This is a genomic window from Streptomyces cellostaticus, assembly GCF_023630175.1.
Classification (GTDB): domain Bacteria; phylum Actinomycetota; class Actinomycetes; order Streptomycetales; family Streptomycetaceae; genus Streptomyces; species Streptomyces cellostaticus_A.
The window spans coordinates 13,367-31,208 of record NZ_JALLIN010000057.1 but is presented as its reverse complement, the minus strand read 5'-3'; the positions used below and the strand labels follow the sequence as shown (position 1 = coordinate 31,208).

Annotated in this window: 14 protein-coding genes; 10 read left to right on the top strand and 4 right to left on the bottom strand. The window is 73.3% G+C overall.

Features of this window, described 5'->3' with window-relative positions; genetic code table 11:
* The first annotated feature begins 36 nt into the window (after positions 1–36).
* The 3 genes from MXD57_RS27995 to MXD57_RS27985 all read left to right on the top strand — a co-directional run bounded on the left by MXD57_RS27995 (position 37) and on the right by MXD57_RS27985 (position 2,214).
* Positions 37–597, top strand: coding sequence for an SAV_6107 family HEPN domain-containing protein (locus MXD57_RS27995; protein WP_250404914.1), 561 nt, complete (start codon positions 37–39; stop codon positions 595–597).
* 179 nt (positions 598–776) lie between these two features.
* On the top strand, positions 777–1,547 hold the full coding sequence (locus MXD57_RS27990; protein ID WP_250404912.1) for a methyltransferase: 771 nt from the start codon (positions 777–779) through the stop codon (positions 1,545–1,547).
* Positions 1,548–1,824: 277 nt separating this feature from the next.
* Entirely contained in the window at positions 1,825–2,214 is a 390-nt protein-coding gene (locus MXD57_RS27985) for a DUF3040 domain-containing protein (protein WP_250404910.1), read from the top strand.
* 400 nt (positions 2,215–2,614) lie between these two features.
* Here MXD57_RS27985 and MXD57_RS27980 read toward each other — a convergent pair whose 3' ends face one another.
* The 4 genes from MXD57_RS27980 to MXD57_RS27965 form a co-directional block, all read right to left on the bottom strand.
* The gene (locus tag MXD57_RS27980; RefSeq protein ID WP_250404909.1) at positions 2,615–5,002 is read right to left on the bottom strand and encodes a transglutaminase TgpA family protein; all 2,388 of its coding nucleotides are present in this window, start codon (positions 5,000–5,002) and stop codon (positions 2,615–2,617) included.
* Complete coding sequence (locus MXD57_RS27975; RefSeq protein WP_250404907.1) at positions 5,002–6,351, bottom strand: DUF58 domain-containing protein; 1,350 nt, start codon at positions 6,349–6,351, stop codon at positions 5,002–5,004. Before MXD57_RS27975 ends, MXD57_RS27980 begins: the two co-directional genes overlap by 1 nt.
* On the bottom strand, positions 6,351–7,391 hold the full coding sequence (locus MXD57_RS27970) for an AAA family ATPase (protein WP_250404905.1): 1,041 nt from the start codon (positions 7,389–7,391) through the stop codon (positions 6,351–6,353). Before MXD57_RS27970 ends, MXD57_RS27975 begins: the two co-directional genes overlap by 1 nt.
* Positions 7,392–7,656: 265 nt before the next feature.
* Positions 7,657–8,205: a beta-class carbonic anhydrase gene (locus MXD57_RS27965; protein ID WP_250404903.1), complete on the bottom strand. Its 549-nt coding sequence runs from the start codon at positions 8,203–8,205 to the stop codon at positions 7,657–7,659.
* 384 nt (positions 8,206–8,589) lie between these two features.
* Here MXD57_RS27965 and rsmH point away from each other — a divergent pair, with 384 nt between their 5' ends.
* The 7 genes from rsmH to murD all read left to right on the top strand — a co-directional run bounded on the left by rsmH (position 8,590) and on the right by murD (position 17,779).
* Positions 8,590–9,546, top strand: coding sequence for a 16S rRNA (cytosine(1402)-N(4))-methyltransferase RsmH (rsmH, locus tag MXD57_RS27960; protein ID WP_250404902.1), 957 nt, complete (start codon positions 8,590–8,592; stop codon positions 9,544–9,546).
* A 63-nt stretch (positions 9,547–9,609) separates the two neighbouring features.
* On the top strand, positions 9,610–10,191 hold the full coding sequence (locus MXD57_RS27955; RefSeq protein ID WP_250404901.1) for a septum formation initiator family protein: 582 nt from the start codon (positions 9,610–9,612) through the stop codon (positions 10,189–10,191).
* A 5-nt stretch (positions 10,192–10,196) separates the two neighbouring features.
* The gene (locus tag MXD57_RS27950) at positions 10,197–12,200 is read left to right on the top strand and encodes a peptidoglycan D,D-transpeptidase FtsI family protein (protein ID WP_308290937.1); all 2,004 of its coding nucleotides are present in this window, start codon (positions 10,197–10,199) and stop codon (positions 12,198–12,200) included.
* Between the two features lie 30 nt (positions 12,201–12,230).
* Positions 12,231–13,883: a UDP-N-acetylmuramoyl-L-alanyl-D-glutamate--2,6-diaminopimelate ligase gene (locus tag MXD57_RS27945; protein WP_250404899.1), complete on the top strand. Its 1,653-nt coding sequence runs from the start codon at positions 12,231–12,233 to the stop codon at positions 13,881–13,883.
* A gap of 4 nt (positions 13,884–13,887) precedes the next feature.
* Complete coding sequence (locus tag MXD57_RS27940; protein ID WP_250404897.1) at positions 13,888–15,294, top strand: UDP-N-acetylmuramoyl-tripeptide--D-alanyl-D-alanine ligase; 1,407 nt, start codon at positions 13,888–13,890, stop codon at positions 15,292–15,294.
* Complete coding sequence (gene mraY, locus MXD57_RS27935; protein WP_250404933.1) at positions 15,294–16,364, top strand: phospho-N-acetylmuramoyl-pentapeptide-transferase; 1,071 nt, start codon at positions 15,294–15,296, stop codon at positions 16,362–16,364. The genes MXD57_RS27940 and mraY overlap by 1 nt, the downstream gene beginning before the upstream one ends.
* Positions 16,346–17,779 carry a UDP-N-acetylmuramoyl-L-alanine--D-glutamate ligase gene (gene murD, locus MXD57_RS27930; protein WP_250404895.1) on the top strand — a complete coding sequence of 478 codons (1,434 nt, stop codon included), beginning with the start codon at positions 16,346–16,348 and terminating at the stop codon, positions 17,777–17,779. Before mraY ends, murD begins: the two co-directional genes overlap by 19 nt.
* Positions 17,780–17,842: the final 63 nt, after the last annotated feature.

Below are 17,842 nucleotides of genomic sequence, written 5' to 3'. Positions count from 1 at the left end.
GCATCCGTGCCGTCACCAGACGACAGGAGGTTCGTCATGGCCAAACCGTCCGCAGCCGCCCAGCGGCGCCGCGCCACCGGCCCTGCCCCCTCACTGACCGGCCCGGCGAGCGACGTGCACCCCGTGCTCCGCCGGGCCACGGCCCCGTCCGCCGTCCTCGACCTGCTCGCCCAGGCCCGCGCCGGACTCGAGGAGGCCGACCGCCTGGAGACACCCAACGAGCGCTACGCGACCGCGCACCTCGCCGCCCTGCGCACCGCCGCCGCGGTACTCGCGGCCCGGGGCCGGCCCGAGACCTCCCCACGCCGCCGGGCCCGCATCCGCAGCGCCTGGGAGGTGCTGCCCGAAACGGCCCCCGAACTGACCGAGTGGAGTGCGCTGTTCGCCTCCGGCGCCGCCCGCCGCGCCCGCGCCGAGGCGGGCATCCGGGGCGCGGCCGGCCGGCGGGACGCCGACGACCTGATACGCGACGTGGCGATGTTCGTCCGCATCGTCGAGCGGATGCTGGTGCTCCAGCCCGTCCTGCCCCAGCCCCGCCACGACCCGGGGGAGCCGTCGGGCCCACCCGGCCGCGACGACCTCCCGGACGCGGGCTGACCTCGGCCGTCCGTCCTGCGAGACGGACACGGCCCAGCCCGCCGCGATGACCGGGTACGGCGGCGGAGGCAATAGGGTGGACACGCCTGAAGCCTTCCTTCCCCCCGCATCCGGGCCGGGGAGGCACCCCGTTCGCGCCGCCGGGCAACAGGCGGTGCCGCGCCGAGGAGTCAACTGCCGTGCCGGACCCGATGCGCCCCCGTTCCTCCCTCCGTACCGCCGTGGTGTGGGAGGTCCTCCAGGACGCCCTCGACCGCCGGATCAAGGCCACGGGGCGGGAGTCGCTGGACGTTCTCGACACCGGGGGCGGCAGCGGCAACTTCGCCGTGCCCCTCGCCGCCCTCGGCCACCGGGTCACCGTCGTCGACCCCAGCCCCAACGCGCTGTTCGCCCTCGAGCGCCGGGCGGCCGAGGCCGGTGTCGCCGACCGGGTCGGCGGGGTCCAGGGCGACGCCCACGGCCTGTTCGACGTGGTCGAGCGCGCCGGCCACGACGTGGTGCTGTGCCACGGCGTGCTGGAGTACGTGGACGACCCGGCCGAGGGCGTGCGCAACGCGGTGGCCGCGCTGCGCTCCGAGGGCGTCCTCAGCCTGCTCGCCGCCGGCCTCGGCGGTGCCGTGCTCGCCCGGGCCCTGGCCGGCCACTTCAAGGAGGCCAAGCAGGCCCTGCAGGACCCCGAGGGCCGCTGGGGCGCCGGGGACCCGGTGCCGCGCCGCTTCACCGCCGAGCAGCTCACCGCGCTGGTGGAGGGCGCGGGTCTGCGGGTCGGCGCCGTGCACGGCGTACGGGTCTTCGCCGACCTCGTGCCCGGCGTCCTGGTGGACACCGAGCCGGGAGCCCTGGACGCCCTGCTGAAGCTCGAGGCGGCGGCGGCCGAGCTGCCCGCGTTCCACTCGGTCGCCACCCAGCTCCATGTGCTCGGTGAGACGCGGGCGGCCGGCGAGGCCTGAGGGCTCCCGGTGCCCCGCCGCTGATCAGTGGCCCGGCGGCGGATGGAGTACGCCACAAGACACCCGATCGAGCGGTTTGCGCCGTATGATCGAGGTACGTCGTCCGGCATGACGGGTCGGCCGCCGGGGAATGGAAGCCTCAGCGAGCCGGGACGGCCAGGATGGACTTCCGGTTGGCCAATTGGCGTAGAGGGGCGGGTTTCACGGGGGCGATTCCCTGCCTATCCTGAAGGGACCCCCCGGGTCGCCCCCGCGACCGCACGATGAGGAGGACTCCGTGCCGCTCTCGGAGCACGAGCAGCGCATGCTCGAGCAGATGGAGCGAGCGCTGTACGCCGAAGATCCCAAGTTCGCGTCGGCGCTTGAGGGAAGTGGGCTGCGGACGTACACCCGGCGGCGGGTCTACCAGGCGGTCGTGGGCTTCCTCGTGGGTATCGCGCTCCTCATGGCCGGAATGGTCGCGAAAGAGATCTGGGTCAGCGTGGTGGGCTTCCTGGTGATGCTGGGCTGCGCCGTGCTCGCCGTCACCGGATGGCGCAAGGCCCCCAAGCCGGGCGAGCAGCCCGCCGGCGGCGCCCCACGCCGCCAGGCACGGCAGAAGCGCTCCGTGATGGACCGGATCGAACAGCGCTGGCAGCGCCGCCGCGACGAGCAGCAGGGCCACTAGAGCCTCTGACGAGCAGCAGGGCCACTAGAGCCTCTGACGAGCAGCAGGGTCACCAGGGACTCCTGTTCGGATCGTGCCGGGCTCCTGGGGGCCACGCCGGGCCCGAGCGCGCCGTCGCCGGTTGCCATGGCTCCGTCGTGACGCCCACCCGGGCCTCGCGACGCACGGCACCGGAGACCGCTCACGTTCGGATCCGGCCCGATCCGAACGCGAGGCCCCGGGCGCCCGGGCCTCGGCGTCCGTCGCCTCGACCGCGCGGACCCGCGCGGGTCCGCACGGCGCGAACGGCACGGACATCCGTGAGGGGTGACCACCGACATCCGTGAGGGGTGACCACCAGCCCGGTGGTCACCCCTCACGCGTGCCCGGCCCGGCGGGCGGCCGGGCCGGGCACGCGGCCTCAGCCCCGCCGGCCCGAGGGCCGGCGCCACGACGGCCGGGCCGCGGCCACGCGATCGCGGAACGCCGCCCACCGGTCCGACGCCGCCCACAGCACCCGCGCCGCCGAACGCGGCGCGAACCGCGCCCGCAGCCTCGTCCGCCGGCGTACGCCTCCGTGCAGGGCGCCGACCACCCGCCGCACATCGTCCGCGATGCCGGCCACCGGTCGCGGCCGGGGCGCGTACAGCACCTGCTCCACCGCGTCCGCCACCCGCTTCACCGCTGCCGCGGTGTCCGCGTCGAGGCGGCCCAGCCGCACGAACCTGGCCGCCGCGTTGCGCGGGGTCAGCGACTCGTCCGGGAGGATGCCGATGTCCCAGGCGCTGTCCGTCAGCTCCTGCCAGGCCGGCAGCGCGTGGGTGGCGGCGCCCTCCGCCGTCCGCGCGTGTCCGCCCAGCCGGACGGCCCGCAGCCGGGTCCGCCACAGCAGGGGCAGGAACGGCACCGCGAGCACGGCGAGCACACCGAGCCCGGCCAGCCCGGGCCACAGCAGGTCCCAGCCGCTGCCGCCGCCGCCCGGACGGGCGACCGCGGCGGCCGGGCTGTCGCACGCGTCGAGCCGGCGCAACTGCGCCGAGCAGCTCTCGCTCGGTGACGCGGCCGCCGAGGGCGCCTCGGACGCCCCGCGCGAGGGCACGGCCTCGTCCGGCTCCGACGTGCCCGGCGTGTTCGACTGGGTGTACGAGGGCACCGTGCCCCGGGTCGGGGTCGGCTCGAAGCGGGTCCAGCCCACACCCTCGAAGTACAGCTCGGGCCAGGCGTGCGCGTCCTTCAGGGACACCGAGACCGAGCCGTCCGCCTGCGGGGTGCCGGGGGCGAAGCCCACCGCGACCCGGGCCGGGATGCCCAGCGTGCGGGCCATCGCGGCCATCGCGAAGGAGAAGTGGACGCAGAAGCCCTGCTTCTTGCGCAGGAAGTTCGCTATCGCGTCCGGGCCCTGGCCGACCTCCACCTCGGTGTCGTACCGGAAGCCGCCGTTCACCGCGAACCAGTCCTGGAGCCTCACCGCCGCGTCGTAGCGGCTGGAGGAGCCCGCGGTGACCTCCTCGGCGGTCCTGGCCACCGCCTCCGGCAGCCGGGCCGGCACCTTGGTGTACTCGCGCCGCAGTGCCGCGGGCGCCCGCGGGGCGGCGGCCAGCTCCGCGGCGGTCGGCTGCACGTCGAGGCTGCGTACCTCGTACACCTCGCCGCGCGTGTCCTGGCCGTGGTCGCCGACGAGGGTCATGCCGACGGGCTCGTACCGCCAGTTGCCGCTGACGCTCACCCTGCTCGGCGGGTACGGCATCGGCAGCCAGTCCTGGGCGTACCAGTCCGCCGCGGTGATCCTGGTGCGCACCGTGCGGCGCTCGACGTCCGGGTCCAGTCCGGCGGGGGGCGGGAGGACGTCCGGCAGCGCGACGACGTGCCGCTGCGACGGCTTCCAGGTCGTGCCGTCGAAGTCGTCCAGCGACACGATCCGCAGGTACATGTCCGACAGGTCGCCGGCCGTGGTCCGCAGCGACAGCACCTGGCGGTCGTTCTCCACGTTCAGGCTGTCGCGCAGCGACACCAGCGGGTTGACCGCGGAGATCGTGCCGCCCCTGCCGTTGCCCGTGCCGACGCCCGTCCCCGCGGCGTCCAGCAGCCCGCCCTGGATCGAGAACAGGGGAATGGCCGGCACCAGCACGGCGACACCGAGCGCCACCGCGCCGAGCCGGCGCCCGGCACGCAACGGGGCCACCGCCCCGTCCTGCGGACCGCCGGGGTCGCGGGAGGTGCCGAAGACGCGGCCCCACCGGGCCAGCCGGTCCCGGCTCTCGGCCAGCAGCAGCATCAGATAGCCGGCCGCCGCGACCAGGAAGAACAGCCAGTCGGTGCCGCTGTCGGACAGCCCGGCCGCCACCGAGTACAGCGCGAGCAGGGGCAGCCCGGCGGGCGCCGCGCTGCGGAAGGTCACCGCCACGGTGTCGACCAGCAGACCGATCACCAGGACCCCGCCGATCAGCATCAGCCCGATGCCGCCGGTGAGGGGAGCCGGTATGGCGTACCGGCTGACGTCGTCCGAGCCCTGCTGGAGCAGGTCGCCGTAGTACCGGAGCGCGTCCGGGCCGGGAACCAGCCCGCCGACCGCCTGCCGCCGGGCGAAGACCAGGGTCAGCAGCATCAGCGTGACCAGGGCCTGCGCCGCCACGGTCAGCGGCCGGGCCAGCGGCACCCGCCGGGCCGCCGCGCCCACCCCGGTCTGCACCCCGACCAGCAGAATCGTCGTGAACAGCCACGTCGGCTGGTCGACCAGGGGCAGCAGCGCGCACGCCGTCATCAGCGTGGCCGCGGCCGCGCACAGGGCCAGCCGGGCCTGCCCGCTCATCACGGTGCCTCCCCGGCGACGCCGGTCAGGCCCGAGCGCTCCCGGTCCGCCTGCCGCCACAGCTCGTTCAGCGCCGCTCCGCGCGGTACGTCCAGCGCCGTCCAGCCCGCCTCGCGCAGCAGGCGCAGCCGCTCCCCGCGCCGGCTGCCGGGCGCGGGCCCACCGGCCGTCCCCCGCGTCCACGCGTCCGGGTCCAGCACGAAGGCCAGCGCCCCGCCGCTGCGCTGGCGCATCCTGGCGACCACCGCGGCCTGCCCCTCGTCCAGGTCGCCCAGGAACGCCACCAGCAGCCCCTCGTTCCCGCCGCGCAGCGCGTCGTACGCCCGGGACAGGCCGGTGTCGCCGGAGTGGTCGATCACCGCGAGGGTGTCCATCATCAGCCCGGCCGCGTCCGGGCCGCTGCCCGCGAGCCCGTCGGCTCCCTCGCCGGGCACCGAGGTGCCGCCGTCCGTCAGCAGCCGGACCGAGAAGCCCTGTTCCAGCAGGTGCGTCAGGACCGACGCGGCGGCGGAGACGGCCCACTCGAAGGCCGAGTCGGGACCCGCGCCCTCGTAGCCGACGGCCCGGGTGTCCAGCAGCACCGTGCAGCGCGAGCGCCGCGGCTGCTCCTCACGGCGCACCATCAGCTCGCCGTGGCGCGCGGTGGAACGCCAGTGCACCCGGCGCAGGTCGTCGCCGTGCCGGTAGCCGCGGGGGATCACGTCGTCCTCGCCGGCCAGGGCCAGTGACCGCTGCCGTCCGTCGCCGTAGCCCTTGGCCGAGCCGCTGAACCGGACCGGTGTCAGCGGTTCCGTGCGCGGTATGACGGTCAGCGTGTCGTACGCCGAGAAGGACTGCGTCAGCTCGCACATCCCGAACGGGTCGGTCAGGCGAAGCTGCAGCGGGCCCAGCGGATAGCGGCCGCGCAGGTCCGAACGGACCCGGTACGACACCTCACGGCGCCCGCCCGGCTCCACCCGGTCCAGCACGAAGCGGGGCCGGGGCCCGAGGACGTAGGGCACCCGGTCCTGGAGCATCAGCAGGCCGGTGGGCAGCCGGGAGACGTTGTCCATCCGCAGGTGCACGCGCGCCTCGCCCGCGGCGGGCACGCGCGCGGGGGAGAGCCGGCGGCTGCCGGTCACCCGGTGGCGGGTGCGGTACAGCACGGCCGCGCAGAGCAGGGGCAGCACCGCGAGCAGCAGGCCGACGCGCAGCAGATCGCTCTGCCCCAGGACGTAGGCGCAGACCGCTGCGGCGATCCCGGCCGCGAGGAAGGACCGCCCGCGCGTGGTGAGCCCCGCCAGGGCGGTACGGACGCCGCCCGCGTCGCCGCGGTCGGCCTCCACCCGCCCCGTCCCCCCGGCGCTCATCAAAGACCCCGAGGGGGCTGCTGGGGGTAGGCGGGCAGGGTCCGGCCCAGCGAGCCGAAGCCGCCGTGCCGCTGCGGCGACGCGGGGACGGCGGTGTGCTGCAGGATCTCCAGCACCACCTGTTCGGCCGTACGCCGGTTGAGCTGGGCCTGGGCCGTGGGCAGCAGCCGGTGGGCGAGGACCGCGACGGCCAGCTCCTGCACGTCGTCCGGCAGCGCGTAGTCCCGGCCGTCGAGGGCGGCGGACGCCTTGGCGGCGCGCAGCAGATGCAGGGTCGCGCGCGGGGACGCGCCGAGTCTGAGGTCGGGGTGGGCGCGCGTGGCCGCGACCAGCTCCACCGCGTAGCGGCGCACCGCCTCGGAGACGTGCACCCCGCGCACGGCCTCGATCAGCTTCACGATCTCGTGCGCGTGCGCCACCGGCTGCAGGTCCTCCAGCGGGCTCACCCCGCCGTGCACGTCGAGCATCTGCAGCTCGGCCTCGACGCTGGGGTAGCCCACGGACACCCGTGCCATGAAGCGGTCGCGCTGGGCCTCGGGCAGCGGGTAGGTGCCCTCCATCTCGACCGGGTTCTGGGTGGCCACCACCATGAACGGGCTGGGCAGTTCGTAGCTCTGCCCGTCGATGGTGACCTGCCGTTCCTCCATGGACTCCAGCAGGGCCGACTGGGTCTTCGGTGAGGCGCGGTTGATCTCGTCGCCGATCACGATCTGCGCGAAGATGGCGCCCGGCTTGAACTCGAAGTCCCGGCGCTGCTGGTCCCAGATGGACACGCCCGTGATGTCCGAGGGCAGCAGGTCGGGCGTGAACTGCACGCGCCGCACCGAGCAGTCGATGGACCGCGCCAGTGCCTTGGCCAGCATGGTCTTGCCCACGCCGGGGACATCCTCGATCAACAGGTGTCCCTCGGCGAGCAGTACGGTCAGCGAAAGCCGTACGACCTCGGGCTTGCCCTCGATCACACCCTCCACCGAACTGCGGACACGCTCCACAGTGGCGGTCAGATCAGTGAGGCTCGCTCGATCGTCAAAGGTCGTCACCCGGCCCTCCTCGGCCCGTTCTTACTCGGGCCGACGCTCTGCGCTGCGAAACCGGCCCACCCCGAAAACACGGACACCGCACCGGAAGAGGTTCCGGGCGACGCCACACCCCGCATTCTTGCCGCCGTTACCGATTCGTGTCACTCGCCTGTGGACAACTGCCCGCACTCTGTCCGTCCTACGGCTCTTTCGGCCGCCGTGTTCACGTGCGACGGAACACCCCCGCGTGACGCGGGGGTGCCCGTGACGGGCCGGTGCGGCGTCGTCAGGCGGGGTCGATCTCGCGCAGGCGGCCGGTCCTGACGTCGAACACGAAACCGCGCACGTCCTCGGTGTGCAGCAGGAACGGCGAGGTGCGCACGCGCTGCATCGACTGCCGGACGTCCTGGTCGACGTCCCGGAACGCCTCCACCGCCCACGCGGGACGCTGGCCGACCTCCAGCTCCAGGTCGTGCCGGAAGTCCTCGGTGATGGCCTCCATGCCGCACCCGGTGTGGTGGATCAGCACCACGCTGCGGGTGCCGAGCGCCCGCTGGCTGATGGTGAGGGACCGGATCACGTCGTCGGTGACGACGCCGCCCGCGTTGCGGATGGTGTGACAGTCGCCGAGCTGCAGGCCGAGGGCCTTGTGCAGGTCGAGTCGGGCGTCCATGCAGGCCACGACCGCGACGCGCAGGACGGGCCGGGCGTCCATCCCGGGGTCTTCGAACTGGGCGGCGTACCGCTCGTTGGCCTCGAAGAGGCGGTCGGTGACGGTGCCGTCACCCGCTATGGTCCCATCGGCCCCGGTCTGAGCTGCTGCAGAAGTCGTCATACCCAAGACCGTACTGGTCATACCCGCGCCGGTCCTGCTGTGCAGAGCGGACAAAGAACGCCATTGTGGCTTGTTGTGAGCGACCCCACACGCAGCGCGAACGGCATTCATGCCCGGTCGGGCGACGCGCAGGCCGGTTGATTGACCGCGCGACACGGTGGACTAAAGTGACGCGAAGCGGGAGGCGCGGCTCTCCCTGCTGGTGAATCCCCCGGAGACCCCGGCCCTCACCCGGACCGTCTCCCCACGTGCGCGGCGCGTACGTACGGCTCGGCCTCCTCCCGCTCCCGGCCGGCCGACGCTTCCGGCGCCGGCGGGCCTCCCCTTCACGGAGCGGGCGGGGACCCGGCGGTGCGTACGGCCCGCCGGAAACGAGAGGCCCCCTTGAGCGAGAGTCGACATGTCCCGGTGATGCTCCAGCGGTGCCTGGACCTGCTGGCACCCGCCCTGGAGCGGCCGGGAGCGGTGGTCGTCGACTGCACTCTCGGCCTCGGCGGCCACAGCGAGGCGCTGCTGAGCAGGTTCCCCCAGGCGCGGCTGATCGGCCTCGACCGGGACAAGGAGGCGCTGCGCCTGTCGGGTGAGCGGCTGGCGCCCTACGGGGACCGGGCCACCCTGGTGCACGCGGTGTACGACGAGCTTCCCGAGGTCCTTGACCGGCTCGGCATCGCGCGCGTGCAGGGCGTCCTGTTCGACCTCGGCGTGTCCTCCATGCAGCTCGACGAGGCCGACCGCGGCTTCGCCTACGCCCAGGACGCCCCGCTCGACATGCGCATGGACCAGACGACCGGCATCAGCGCAGCCGAGGTGCTCAACACCTACCCGGCGGGTGAACTGGTGCGGATCCTGCGCGCCTACGGCGAGGAGAAGCAGGCCAAGCGGATCGTCTCGGCGATCGTCCGGGAACGCGAGAAGGAGCCGTTCGGCACCAGCGCGCGGCTCGTCGAGCTGATCCGCGACGCGCTGCCGCAGGCCGCCAAGCGCACCGGCGGCAACCCGGCCAAGCGCACCTTCCAGGCCCTGCGCATCGAGGTCAACGGCGAGCTGTCCGTCCTGGAGCGGGCCATCCCGGCGGCGGTCGGGGCCGTCGCCGTCGGCGGGCGCGTCGCCGTGCTGTCGTACCACTCGCTGGAGGACCGGCTGGTGAAGCAGGTGTTCGCGGCCGGTGCCGCCACCACCGCGCCGCCCGGGCTGCCCGTCGTGCCCGAGCGCTACCAGCCGCGGCTCAAGCTGCTCACGCGCGGTGCCGAACTTCCCACCGAGGAAGAGATCGCCGAGAACCGCCGGGCCGCCCCGGCCCGGCTGCGCGGTGCCGAACGCATCAGGGAGGACGCCGAGTGAGCGGGAGGGGCCGGCCGGGCTTCCGGAGCCACCCGTCGGCGTGCCGGAGCCACCGGAGGCCCAGTGAGTAGGAAACCCGAACTGAGAGGGCGGGCCGCCCGGCTCGCCGGGCTCCTCCCGGCGGGCCGCGCCCGCGCGGCCCGCGCCCCGTTCGTCCTGCTCGTCGTCCTGCTGCTGGGCGGCGGCCTCATCGGGCTGCTGGTGCTGAACTCCGCGCTCAGCGAGGGCTCCTTCCGGCTCGACGCCCTGCGCAAGCAGACGAAGAGCCTCACCGACGAGGAACAGGCGCTCCAGCGGGACATCGACGGCTACTCGTCCCCCGACGCCCTCCAGCGCCGCGCCCGCGACCTCGGGATGGTCCCCGGCGGCGACCCGGCCTTCCTCGACCCCGGCGGAAGGGTCAAGGGCGTGCCCGGCGCCGCGAGCCCCGAGCCGGTCGCCCTCGACGGCCCGGCCGGGACGCAGACCGCCACCCCGTCCGCCGGTCCGCCCTCCTCGCCGGCGCGGACCCCCGGCGCCCCGGCGCCCACCTCCAGTCCGACGCCGGCTCCCGCGGCCCCCGCCCCGGCGACCACTACCCCGGCAGCGGCGGTGGCGCCGCTCTCCACCCTCCAGCCCGCCCCCACACCGACCTCCGGCAGGTGACGGAAGTGTCCGACAGGGAACCGCCGCGCCGCCGTGTGCCCGGCCCCGCGAAGCCTTCCCCGACTCCCCGGCCCCGTCCGGACCGGGGCGGCCCCCGACCGGCGCGGAGCTCGGTCCGGCGCCAGCCCGGACCCGGCGCCCGCCCGGCCCGCAGGCCGGGCGGGACCCGCCCCATGCCCCCGCCGCCGCTGCGGCTCGGCCGGCCCAGGCCCCGGCTGCGCATGGTCGGCCTCGCCCTCACCCTGGTGATGAGCGCCTTCGTCGTACGGCTGCTCCAGGTCCAGGCCGTCGAGGCGCACGCGTACGCCGCCAAGGCCGAGCAGAACCGCTACGTCGTGCACACCCTGGCCGCCGACCGCGGCGGGATCACCGACCGCAACGGCGTGGCCCTCGCCATCAGCGAGGACGCGTACGACATCACCGCCGACCCCACGATGTTCGCCCGCAAGCAGCTGAAGATCGACGACGGGCCCGAGCAGGCCGCCGCGCTGCTCGCGCCGATCCTCGGCCAGGACCAGGACGCGATCGTCCACAAGCTGCGGCCCAAGAACAAGCTGTCCCGCTACGCCCGGCTGGCCGTGCGCCGGACCCCGCAGGTCTGGAAGCAGATCAAGGACCTGAAGGCCGCCCTCACCAAGAAGGCCGGCTCCGACGGCAGGACGCCGAACGTGCTCGCCGGCGTCTTCGCGGACCCCAGCAGCCAGCGCGTGTACCCCAACGGCGACCTCGCCGCCGGGATACTGGGCTGGGTCAACGCCGACGGCAGGGGCGGCGGCGGCATCGAGCAGGAGCTGAACAAGCAGCTCTCCGGCAAGGACGGCAAGATCCGCTACGCCCAGTCCGGCGGCCGTGAGGTGCCCACGGCGGGCTCGACCGAGACCCCCGCCGTACCCGGCAGCGACGTCGAACTCACCATCGACCGCGACATCCAGTGGGCCGCCCAGAACGCCATCTCCGAGCAGGTGAAGAAGTCCAGGGCGGACCGCGGCTACGTCATCGTCCAGGACACCCGCAGCGGTCAGATCCTGGCCATGGCCAACTCGCCCGGCTTCGACCCGAACGACCTGACGAAGGCCAACGCGGAGGCCATGGGCAACGCGGCCGTCCAGGACGCCTTCGAGCCCGGCTCCACCGCCAAGGTGATGTCCATGGCGGCCGTGCTGGAGGAGAACGCGGCCACCCCGCTCACCCATGTCGTCGTCCCCAACCGGCTGCACCGGGGCGACCGGCTGTTCCAGGACGACGTCGACCACAAGACCTGGTACCTCACCCTCAACGGCGTGCTCGCCAAGTCCAGCAACATCGGCACGATCCTCGCCACCGGCCAGCTCGGCAAGTCCCAGGCCGCTGCGAACAAGGTCCTCTACTCCTACCTGCGCGGATTCGGTATCGGGCGGCCCACCGGCCTCGGCTTCCCCGGCGAGACCAAGGGCATCCTCGCCGCGCCCGGCGACTGGTCGACCTCGCAGCAGTACACGATTCCTTTCGGCCAGGGCTTCTCCCTGAGCGCCATGCAGGCCGCTTCCGTGTACTCGACGATCGCCAACGGCGGTGTCCGTGTCGAGCCGACCCTGGTGCGCGGCACCCGGGGCGCCGACGGTCGCTTCACGCCGGCTCCCCAGCCCGGCAAGACCCGCGTGATCAGCACGAAGACCGCCAAGTCCGTCGCCCAGATGCTGGAGTCCGTGGTGGACGACGAACAGGGCACGGGCATCAAGGCCCGCATTCCCGGGTACCGGGTGGCGGGCAAGACCGGCACGGCGAACCGAGTGGATCCGGCCACCGGCAGGTATCGCGGATACACCTCGTCGTTCGCCGGATTCGCTCCGGCGGACAAACCGCGGATCACCGTGTACTGCGCCGTCCAGAACGCCACCTCCGGCAACTACTTCGGCGGCCAGATCTGCGGCCCCGTCTACAAGCAGGTGATGGAGTTCGCCCTGAAGACGCTGCAGGTGCCGCCGACCGGTGCGAACGCCGCGAACCTGCCCGTCGACTACAAGCCCTGATCAGCACCTCGGAAAGACCAGGAACCACTCGTGACAACGATCACTCCCGACCCCGGGAACCAGAGCTCCCAGGAGCCCTCGCTTCGCTCCGGAGCCGGTGCGCCCGGTACGCTCACCGCCGTGCCACACGCTGATCAGTCCCCCATCACCCAGAAGGGCGCTTCCGTGACATATCCGGGACCGCCGCGACCGGTTCAGGTCTGCGCCACATCCCTCGCGCAACTGGCCGATCAGCTGGGTGCCACCGCCGAGGGCGCCGCGGAGGTCACGGGCATCACCCACGACTCGCGCGCGGTCCGCCCCGGTGACCTGTACGCCGCCCTCCCGGGCGCCCGCCTGCACGGCGCCGACTTCGTCACCCAGGCCGCCGGCCTCGGCGCCGCCGCCGTGCTGACCGACCCGGCGGGCGCCGAACGCGCCGCCGCGACCGGCCTGCCGGTCCTGGTCGTCGACGACCCGCGCGCGCGAATGGGCGCGCTGGCGACCACGATCTACGGCGACCCGGGCCGCGACCTGCTCCAGATCGGCATCACCGGCACCTCGGGCAAGACCACCACCGCCTACCTGGTCGAGGGCGGGCTGAAGACCACCCGCACCACCGGCCTGATCGGCACCGTGGAGATGCGCGTCGGCGAGGAGCGCATCAAGTCCGAGCGCACCACTCCCGAAGCCACCGATCTGCAGGCCCTGTTCGCCGTCATGCGCGAACGCGGGGTCGAGGCCGTGGCCATGGAGGTCTCCAGCCACGCCCTGGTCCTCGGCCGGGTCGACGGCTGCGTCTTCGACATCGCCGTCTTCACCAACCTCAGCCCGGAGCACATGGAGTTCCACTCCGACATGGAGGACTACTTCCGGGCCAAGGCGCAGCTCTTCACGCCGGAGCGCAGCAGGCTCGGCGTCGTCAACTCCGACGACGACTACGGCCGCCGGCTCGCGCGGGAGGCGACCGTCCCGGTCGTCACCTTCTCCGCCGAGGGCCACCCGGACGCCGACTGGCGCGCCGAGGACGTCCAGGTCGGGCCCATGTACTCGACGTTCACCGTGCTCGGCCCGCAGGGCGAGCGGATCCAGGCCAGGTCGCCGCTGCCGGGCCCGTTCAACGTGGCGAACACCCTCGCCGCCATCGTCGCCCTCGCGGTGGCCGGCCTCGACCCGCAGGCCGCCGCCGACGGCATCGCCGCCGTACCGGGGGTGCCCGGCCGCCTGGAGCGCGTGGACGCCGGGCAGCCCTATCTCGCGGTCGTGGACTACGCCCACAAGACCGACGCGGTCGAGTCGGTGCTCAGGGCGCTGCGCAAGGTCACCAAGGGCCGTCTGCACGTCGTCCTCGGCTGCGGCGGCGACCGCGACCGCACCAAGCGCGGCCCGATGGGCGCCGCCGCGGCCCGGCTCGCCGACACGGCCGTGCTGACCTCCGACAACCCCCGCTCCGAGGACCCGCTGGCGATCCTCGCGACCATGCTCCAGGGCGCGGCCTCCGTGCCCTCCTACGAGCGCGGCGAGGTGCTGCTGTTCGAGGACCGGGCCGCCGCGATCGCCGCCACCGTCGCCCGGGCGCACGCCGGGGACACCGTGCTGGTCGCGGGCAAGGGGCACGAGCAGGGCCAGGACATCGCCGGCGTGGTCCGTCCCTTCGACGACCGCCAGGTGCTTCGCGAAGCTATCCAGAAGACCCAGGGATGAACTTGTGATCGCCCTCTCCCTCGCCGAGATCGCCGAAGTCGTCGGCGGGCAGACGCACGACATACCGGATCCGTCCGTCCAGGTCACCGGGCCGGTCGTCCGGGACTCCCGGGAGGTGGTGCCGGGCAGCCTCTTCGTCGCCTTCGTCGGCGAGCGCGCCGACGGCCACGACTACGCGGGGGCGGTCGTCGAGGCCGGGGCCGCGGCCGTCCTGGCGTCCCGGCCCGTCGGGGTGCCCGCGATCGTGGTCGAGGACGTCCAGGCCGCCCTCGGCGCCCTCGCCCGCCACGTCGTACGGAGCCTCGGCGCGACCCTCGTGGCGCTGACCGGCTCCGCCGGCAAGACCAGCACCAAGGACCTCATCGCGCAGGTGCTGCGCCGCAAGGCGCCGACCGTGTTCACGCCCGGCTCGCTGAACAACGAGATCGGGCTGCCCCTGACCGCGCTCAGCGCCACCGCCGAAACCCGTTTCCTCGTACTGGAGATGGGCGCCCGCGGCGTCGGGCACATCCGCTATCTGGCCGGCCTCACCCCGCCGCGGATCGGACTGGTGCTCAACGTGGGCACCGCCCACATCGGCGAGTTCGGCGGCCGCGAGCAGATCGCCCGGGCCAAGGGCGAACTCGTGGAGGCGCTTCCGGAGGACGGCGCGGCGATCCTCAACGCCGACGACCCGCTGGTGCGGGCCATGGCCTCCCGTACCAAGGCGAAGGTGGTCCTTTTCGGAGAGTCGGCCGAAGCGGACGTACGCGCCGAGAACGTGCGACTCACGGACAGCGGACAGCCCGCCTTCAGGCTTCACACACCCTCCGGTGCAAGCGATGTGACCATGCGCCTGTACGGTGAGCATCACGTGTCGAACGCGCTCGCCGCGGCCGCCGTCGCCCATGAGCTGGGCATGTCCGCAGCTGAGATCGCCACCGCGCTCTCCGAGGCGGGCTCCCTCTCCCGCTGGCGCATGGAGGTCACCGAGCGCCCGGACGGCGTGACCATCGTCAACGATGCCTACAACGCCAACCCCGAGTCCACGCGGGCCGCCCTCCGGGCGCTCGCGGCCATGGGCAAGGGGCGCCGTACGTGGGCGGTGCTCGGCAAGATGGCCGAGCTGGGGGACGAGGCGCTCGCCGAGCACGACGCCGTCGGACGGCTCGCCGTCCGGCTCAACGTCAGCAAGCTCGTCGCTGTCGGGGGGATTGAGGCCTCCTGGCTGCAACTGGGCGCATATAACGAGGGTTCGTGGGGTGAGGAGTCGGTGCACGTGTCCGACGCACAGGCGGCGGTCGACCTGTTGCGCAGCGAGTTGCGCCCGGGGGACGTCGTGCTCGTGAAGGCGTCCCGTTCGGTGGGGCTCGAGGGCGTCGCCCAGGCGCTGCTCGAGAGCGGTGCCGAGGGTGAGGTTGCCGCCCGATGATGAAGCAGATCCTGTTCTCGGGAGTCATTGGCCTCTTCCTGACGCTGGTCGGCACCCCGCTGCTGATCAAGCTCCTCGCCCGGAAGGGCTACGGCCAGTACATCCGTGACGACGGCCCGCGCGAGCACGCCAGCAAGCGCGGTACGCCGACCATGGGCGGTATCGCCTTCATCCTGGCGACCATCGCCGCGTACTTCCTGAGCAAGCTCATCACCGGATACCCCCCCACCTACTCCGGACTGCTGGTCCTCGGCCTGATGTTCGGCATGGGCCTGGTCGGCTTCCTGGACGACTACATCAAGATCGTCAAGCGGCGGTCCCTGGGCCTGCGGGCCAAGGCCAAGATGGCCGGCCAGCTCATCGTCGGCATCGGCTTCGCGGTGCTGTCGCTGATGTTCGCGGACGCGCGCGGCAACACCCCGGCGTCCACGAAGCTGTCGTTCATCACCGACTTCGGCTGGAGCATCGGCCCGGTGCTGTTCGTCGTCTGGGCACTGTTCATGATCCTGGCGATGTCCAACGGCGTGAACCTCACGGACGGTCTGGACGGCCTCGCCACCGGCGCCTCCGTGCTCGTCTTCGGCGCCTACACGTTCATCGGCGTCTGGCAGTTCCAGGAGTCCTGCGCCAACGCGACGACGCTGACCAACCCGGGTGCCTGCTACGAGGTGCGCGACCCGCTGGACCTCGCGGTGGTCGCCTCCGCGCTGATGGGCGCCTGCCTGGGCTTCCTGTGGTGGAACACCTCGCCGGCCAAGATCTTCATGGGCGACACCGGTTCGCTCGCCCTCGGCGGTGTCCTCACCGGCCTGGCCATCCTCTCCCGCACCGAGCTGCTGGTGGCCATCATGGGCGGCCTGTTCGTCCTCATCACCATGTCGGTCGTCATCCAGGTCGGCTCCTTCCGGCTCACCGGGAAGCGCGTCTTCCGGATGGCGCCACTCCAGCACCACTTCGAACTCAAGGGCTGGTCCGAGGTCCTGGTGGTGGTCCGCTTCTGGATCATCCAGGGCATCTGTGTGATCGTCGGACTGGGCCTCTTCTACGCGGGATGGGCAGCGGACAAGTGACCTCCTCGGTGCCTTCCGAATTCCAGGGCAAGCACGTCACCGTCGCCGGACTCGGTGTCTCGGGCGTTCCGGCGGCCAAGGTGCTGCACGCGCGCGGCGCGGTCGTCACGGTCGTCAACGACGGCGACGACGCGCGCGCGAGAGAGCAGGCCGCGGAGCTGGAGGCGCTCGGCGTCACCGTGCGCCTCGGCGACGGCGCCACCCTGCCGGAAGGCACCGAGCTGATCGTCACCGCGCCCGGCTGGAAGCCGGACAAGCCGCTGTTCCTCGCCGCCGGCCGGGCCGGAGTGCCGGTCTGGGGCGACGTGGAGCTGGCCTGGCGCCTCAGGGGGCCCGGCGCGGCGCCCTGGCTCGCCGTGACGGGCACCAACGGCAAGACCACGACGGTGCAGATGCTCGCCTCCATCCTGGCGGCCGCGGGCCTGCGCACCGCCGCCGTGGGCAACATCGGCGTCTCCCTGCTGGACGCGGTCCTCGGCGAGGAGGAGTACGACGTCCTCGCCGTCGAGCTGTCCAGCTACCAGCTCCACTGGGCGCCCTCGCTGCGCGCCCACTCCGCGGCCGTCCTCAACCTGGCCCCGGACCACCTCGACTGGCACGGCTCCATGGCGGCCTACGCCGCCGACAAGGGCCGTATCTACGAGGGCAACCGGGTCGCCTGCGTCTACAACGCGGCCGACGGGCTCACCGAGGACCTGGTTCGCGAGGCCGACGTCGAGGAGGGCTGCCGAGCCGTCGGCTTCACCCTCGGCACGCCCGGCCCCTCCCAACTCGGCGTCGTGGAAGGCATCCTGGTCGACCGCGCCTTCGTCGAGAACCGGCAGAAGAACGCGCAGGAACTGGCCGAGGTCTCCGACGTCCACCCGCCGGCCCCGCACAACATCGCCAACGCCCTCGCCGCCGCCGCCCTCGCGCGCGCGTACGGCGTGCCCGCCACCGCCGTACGCGACGGCCTGCGGGCCTTCCGCCCGGACGCCCACCGCATCGAGCACGTCGCGGACATCGACGCGGTGGCGTACGTGGACGACTCCAAGGCCACCAACACCCACGCCGCGGAAGCCTCGTTGGCGTCCTACGAGTCCATCGTGTGGATCGCGGGCGGTCTGGCGAAGGGCGCCACCTTCGACGAGCTGGTCGCCAGGTCGGCCAAGCGGCTGCGCGGGGCGGTCCTGATCGGCGCCGATCGTGCCCTGATCCGCGAGGCCCTGGCGCGACACGCCCCGGAAGTACCCGTCGTCGACCTCGAACGGACCGACACTGGGGCGATGCTCCAGGCGGTGACGGAGGCGAAGCGGCTGGCCCGGCCCGGCGACACCGTGCTGCTGGCCCCGGCCTGCGCCTCCATGGACATGTTCACCAACTACAACCAGCGCGGCGACGCGTTCGCGGCGGCGGTCCGCGAACTCGGCGCCTGACCCGGCCGCCCGCCGGGCGGATCTTGGGAGGGACGCGTGGGACGGTCGACGTTCAGTGGAGGC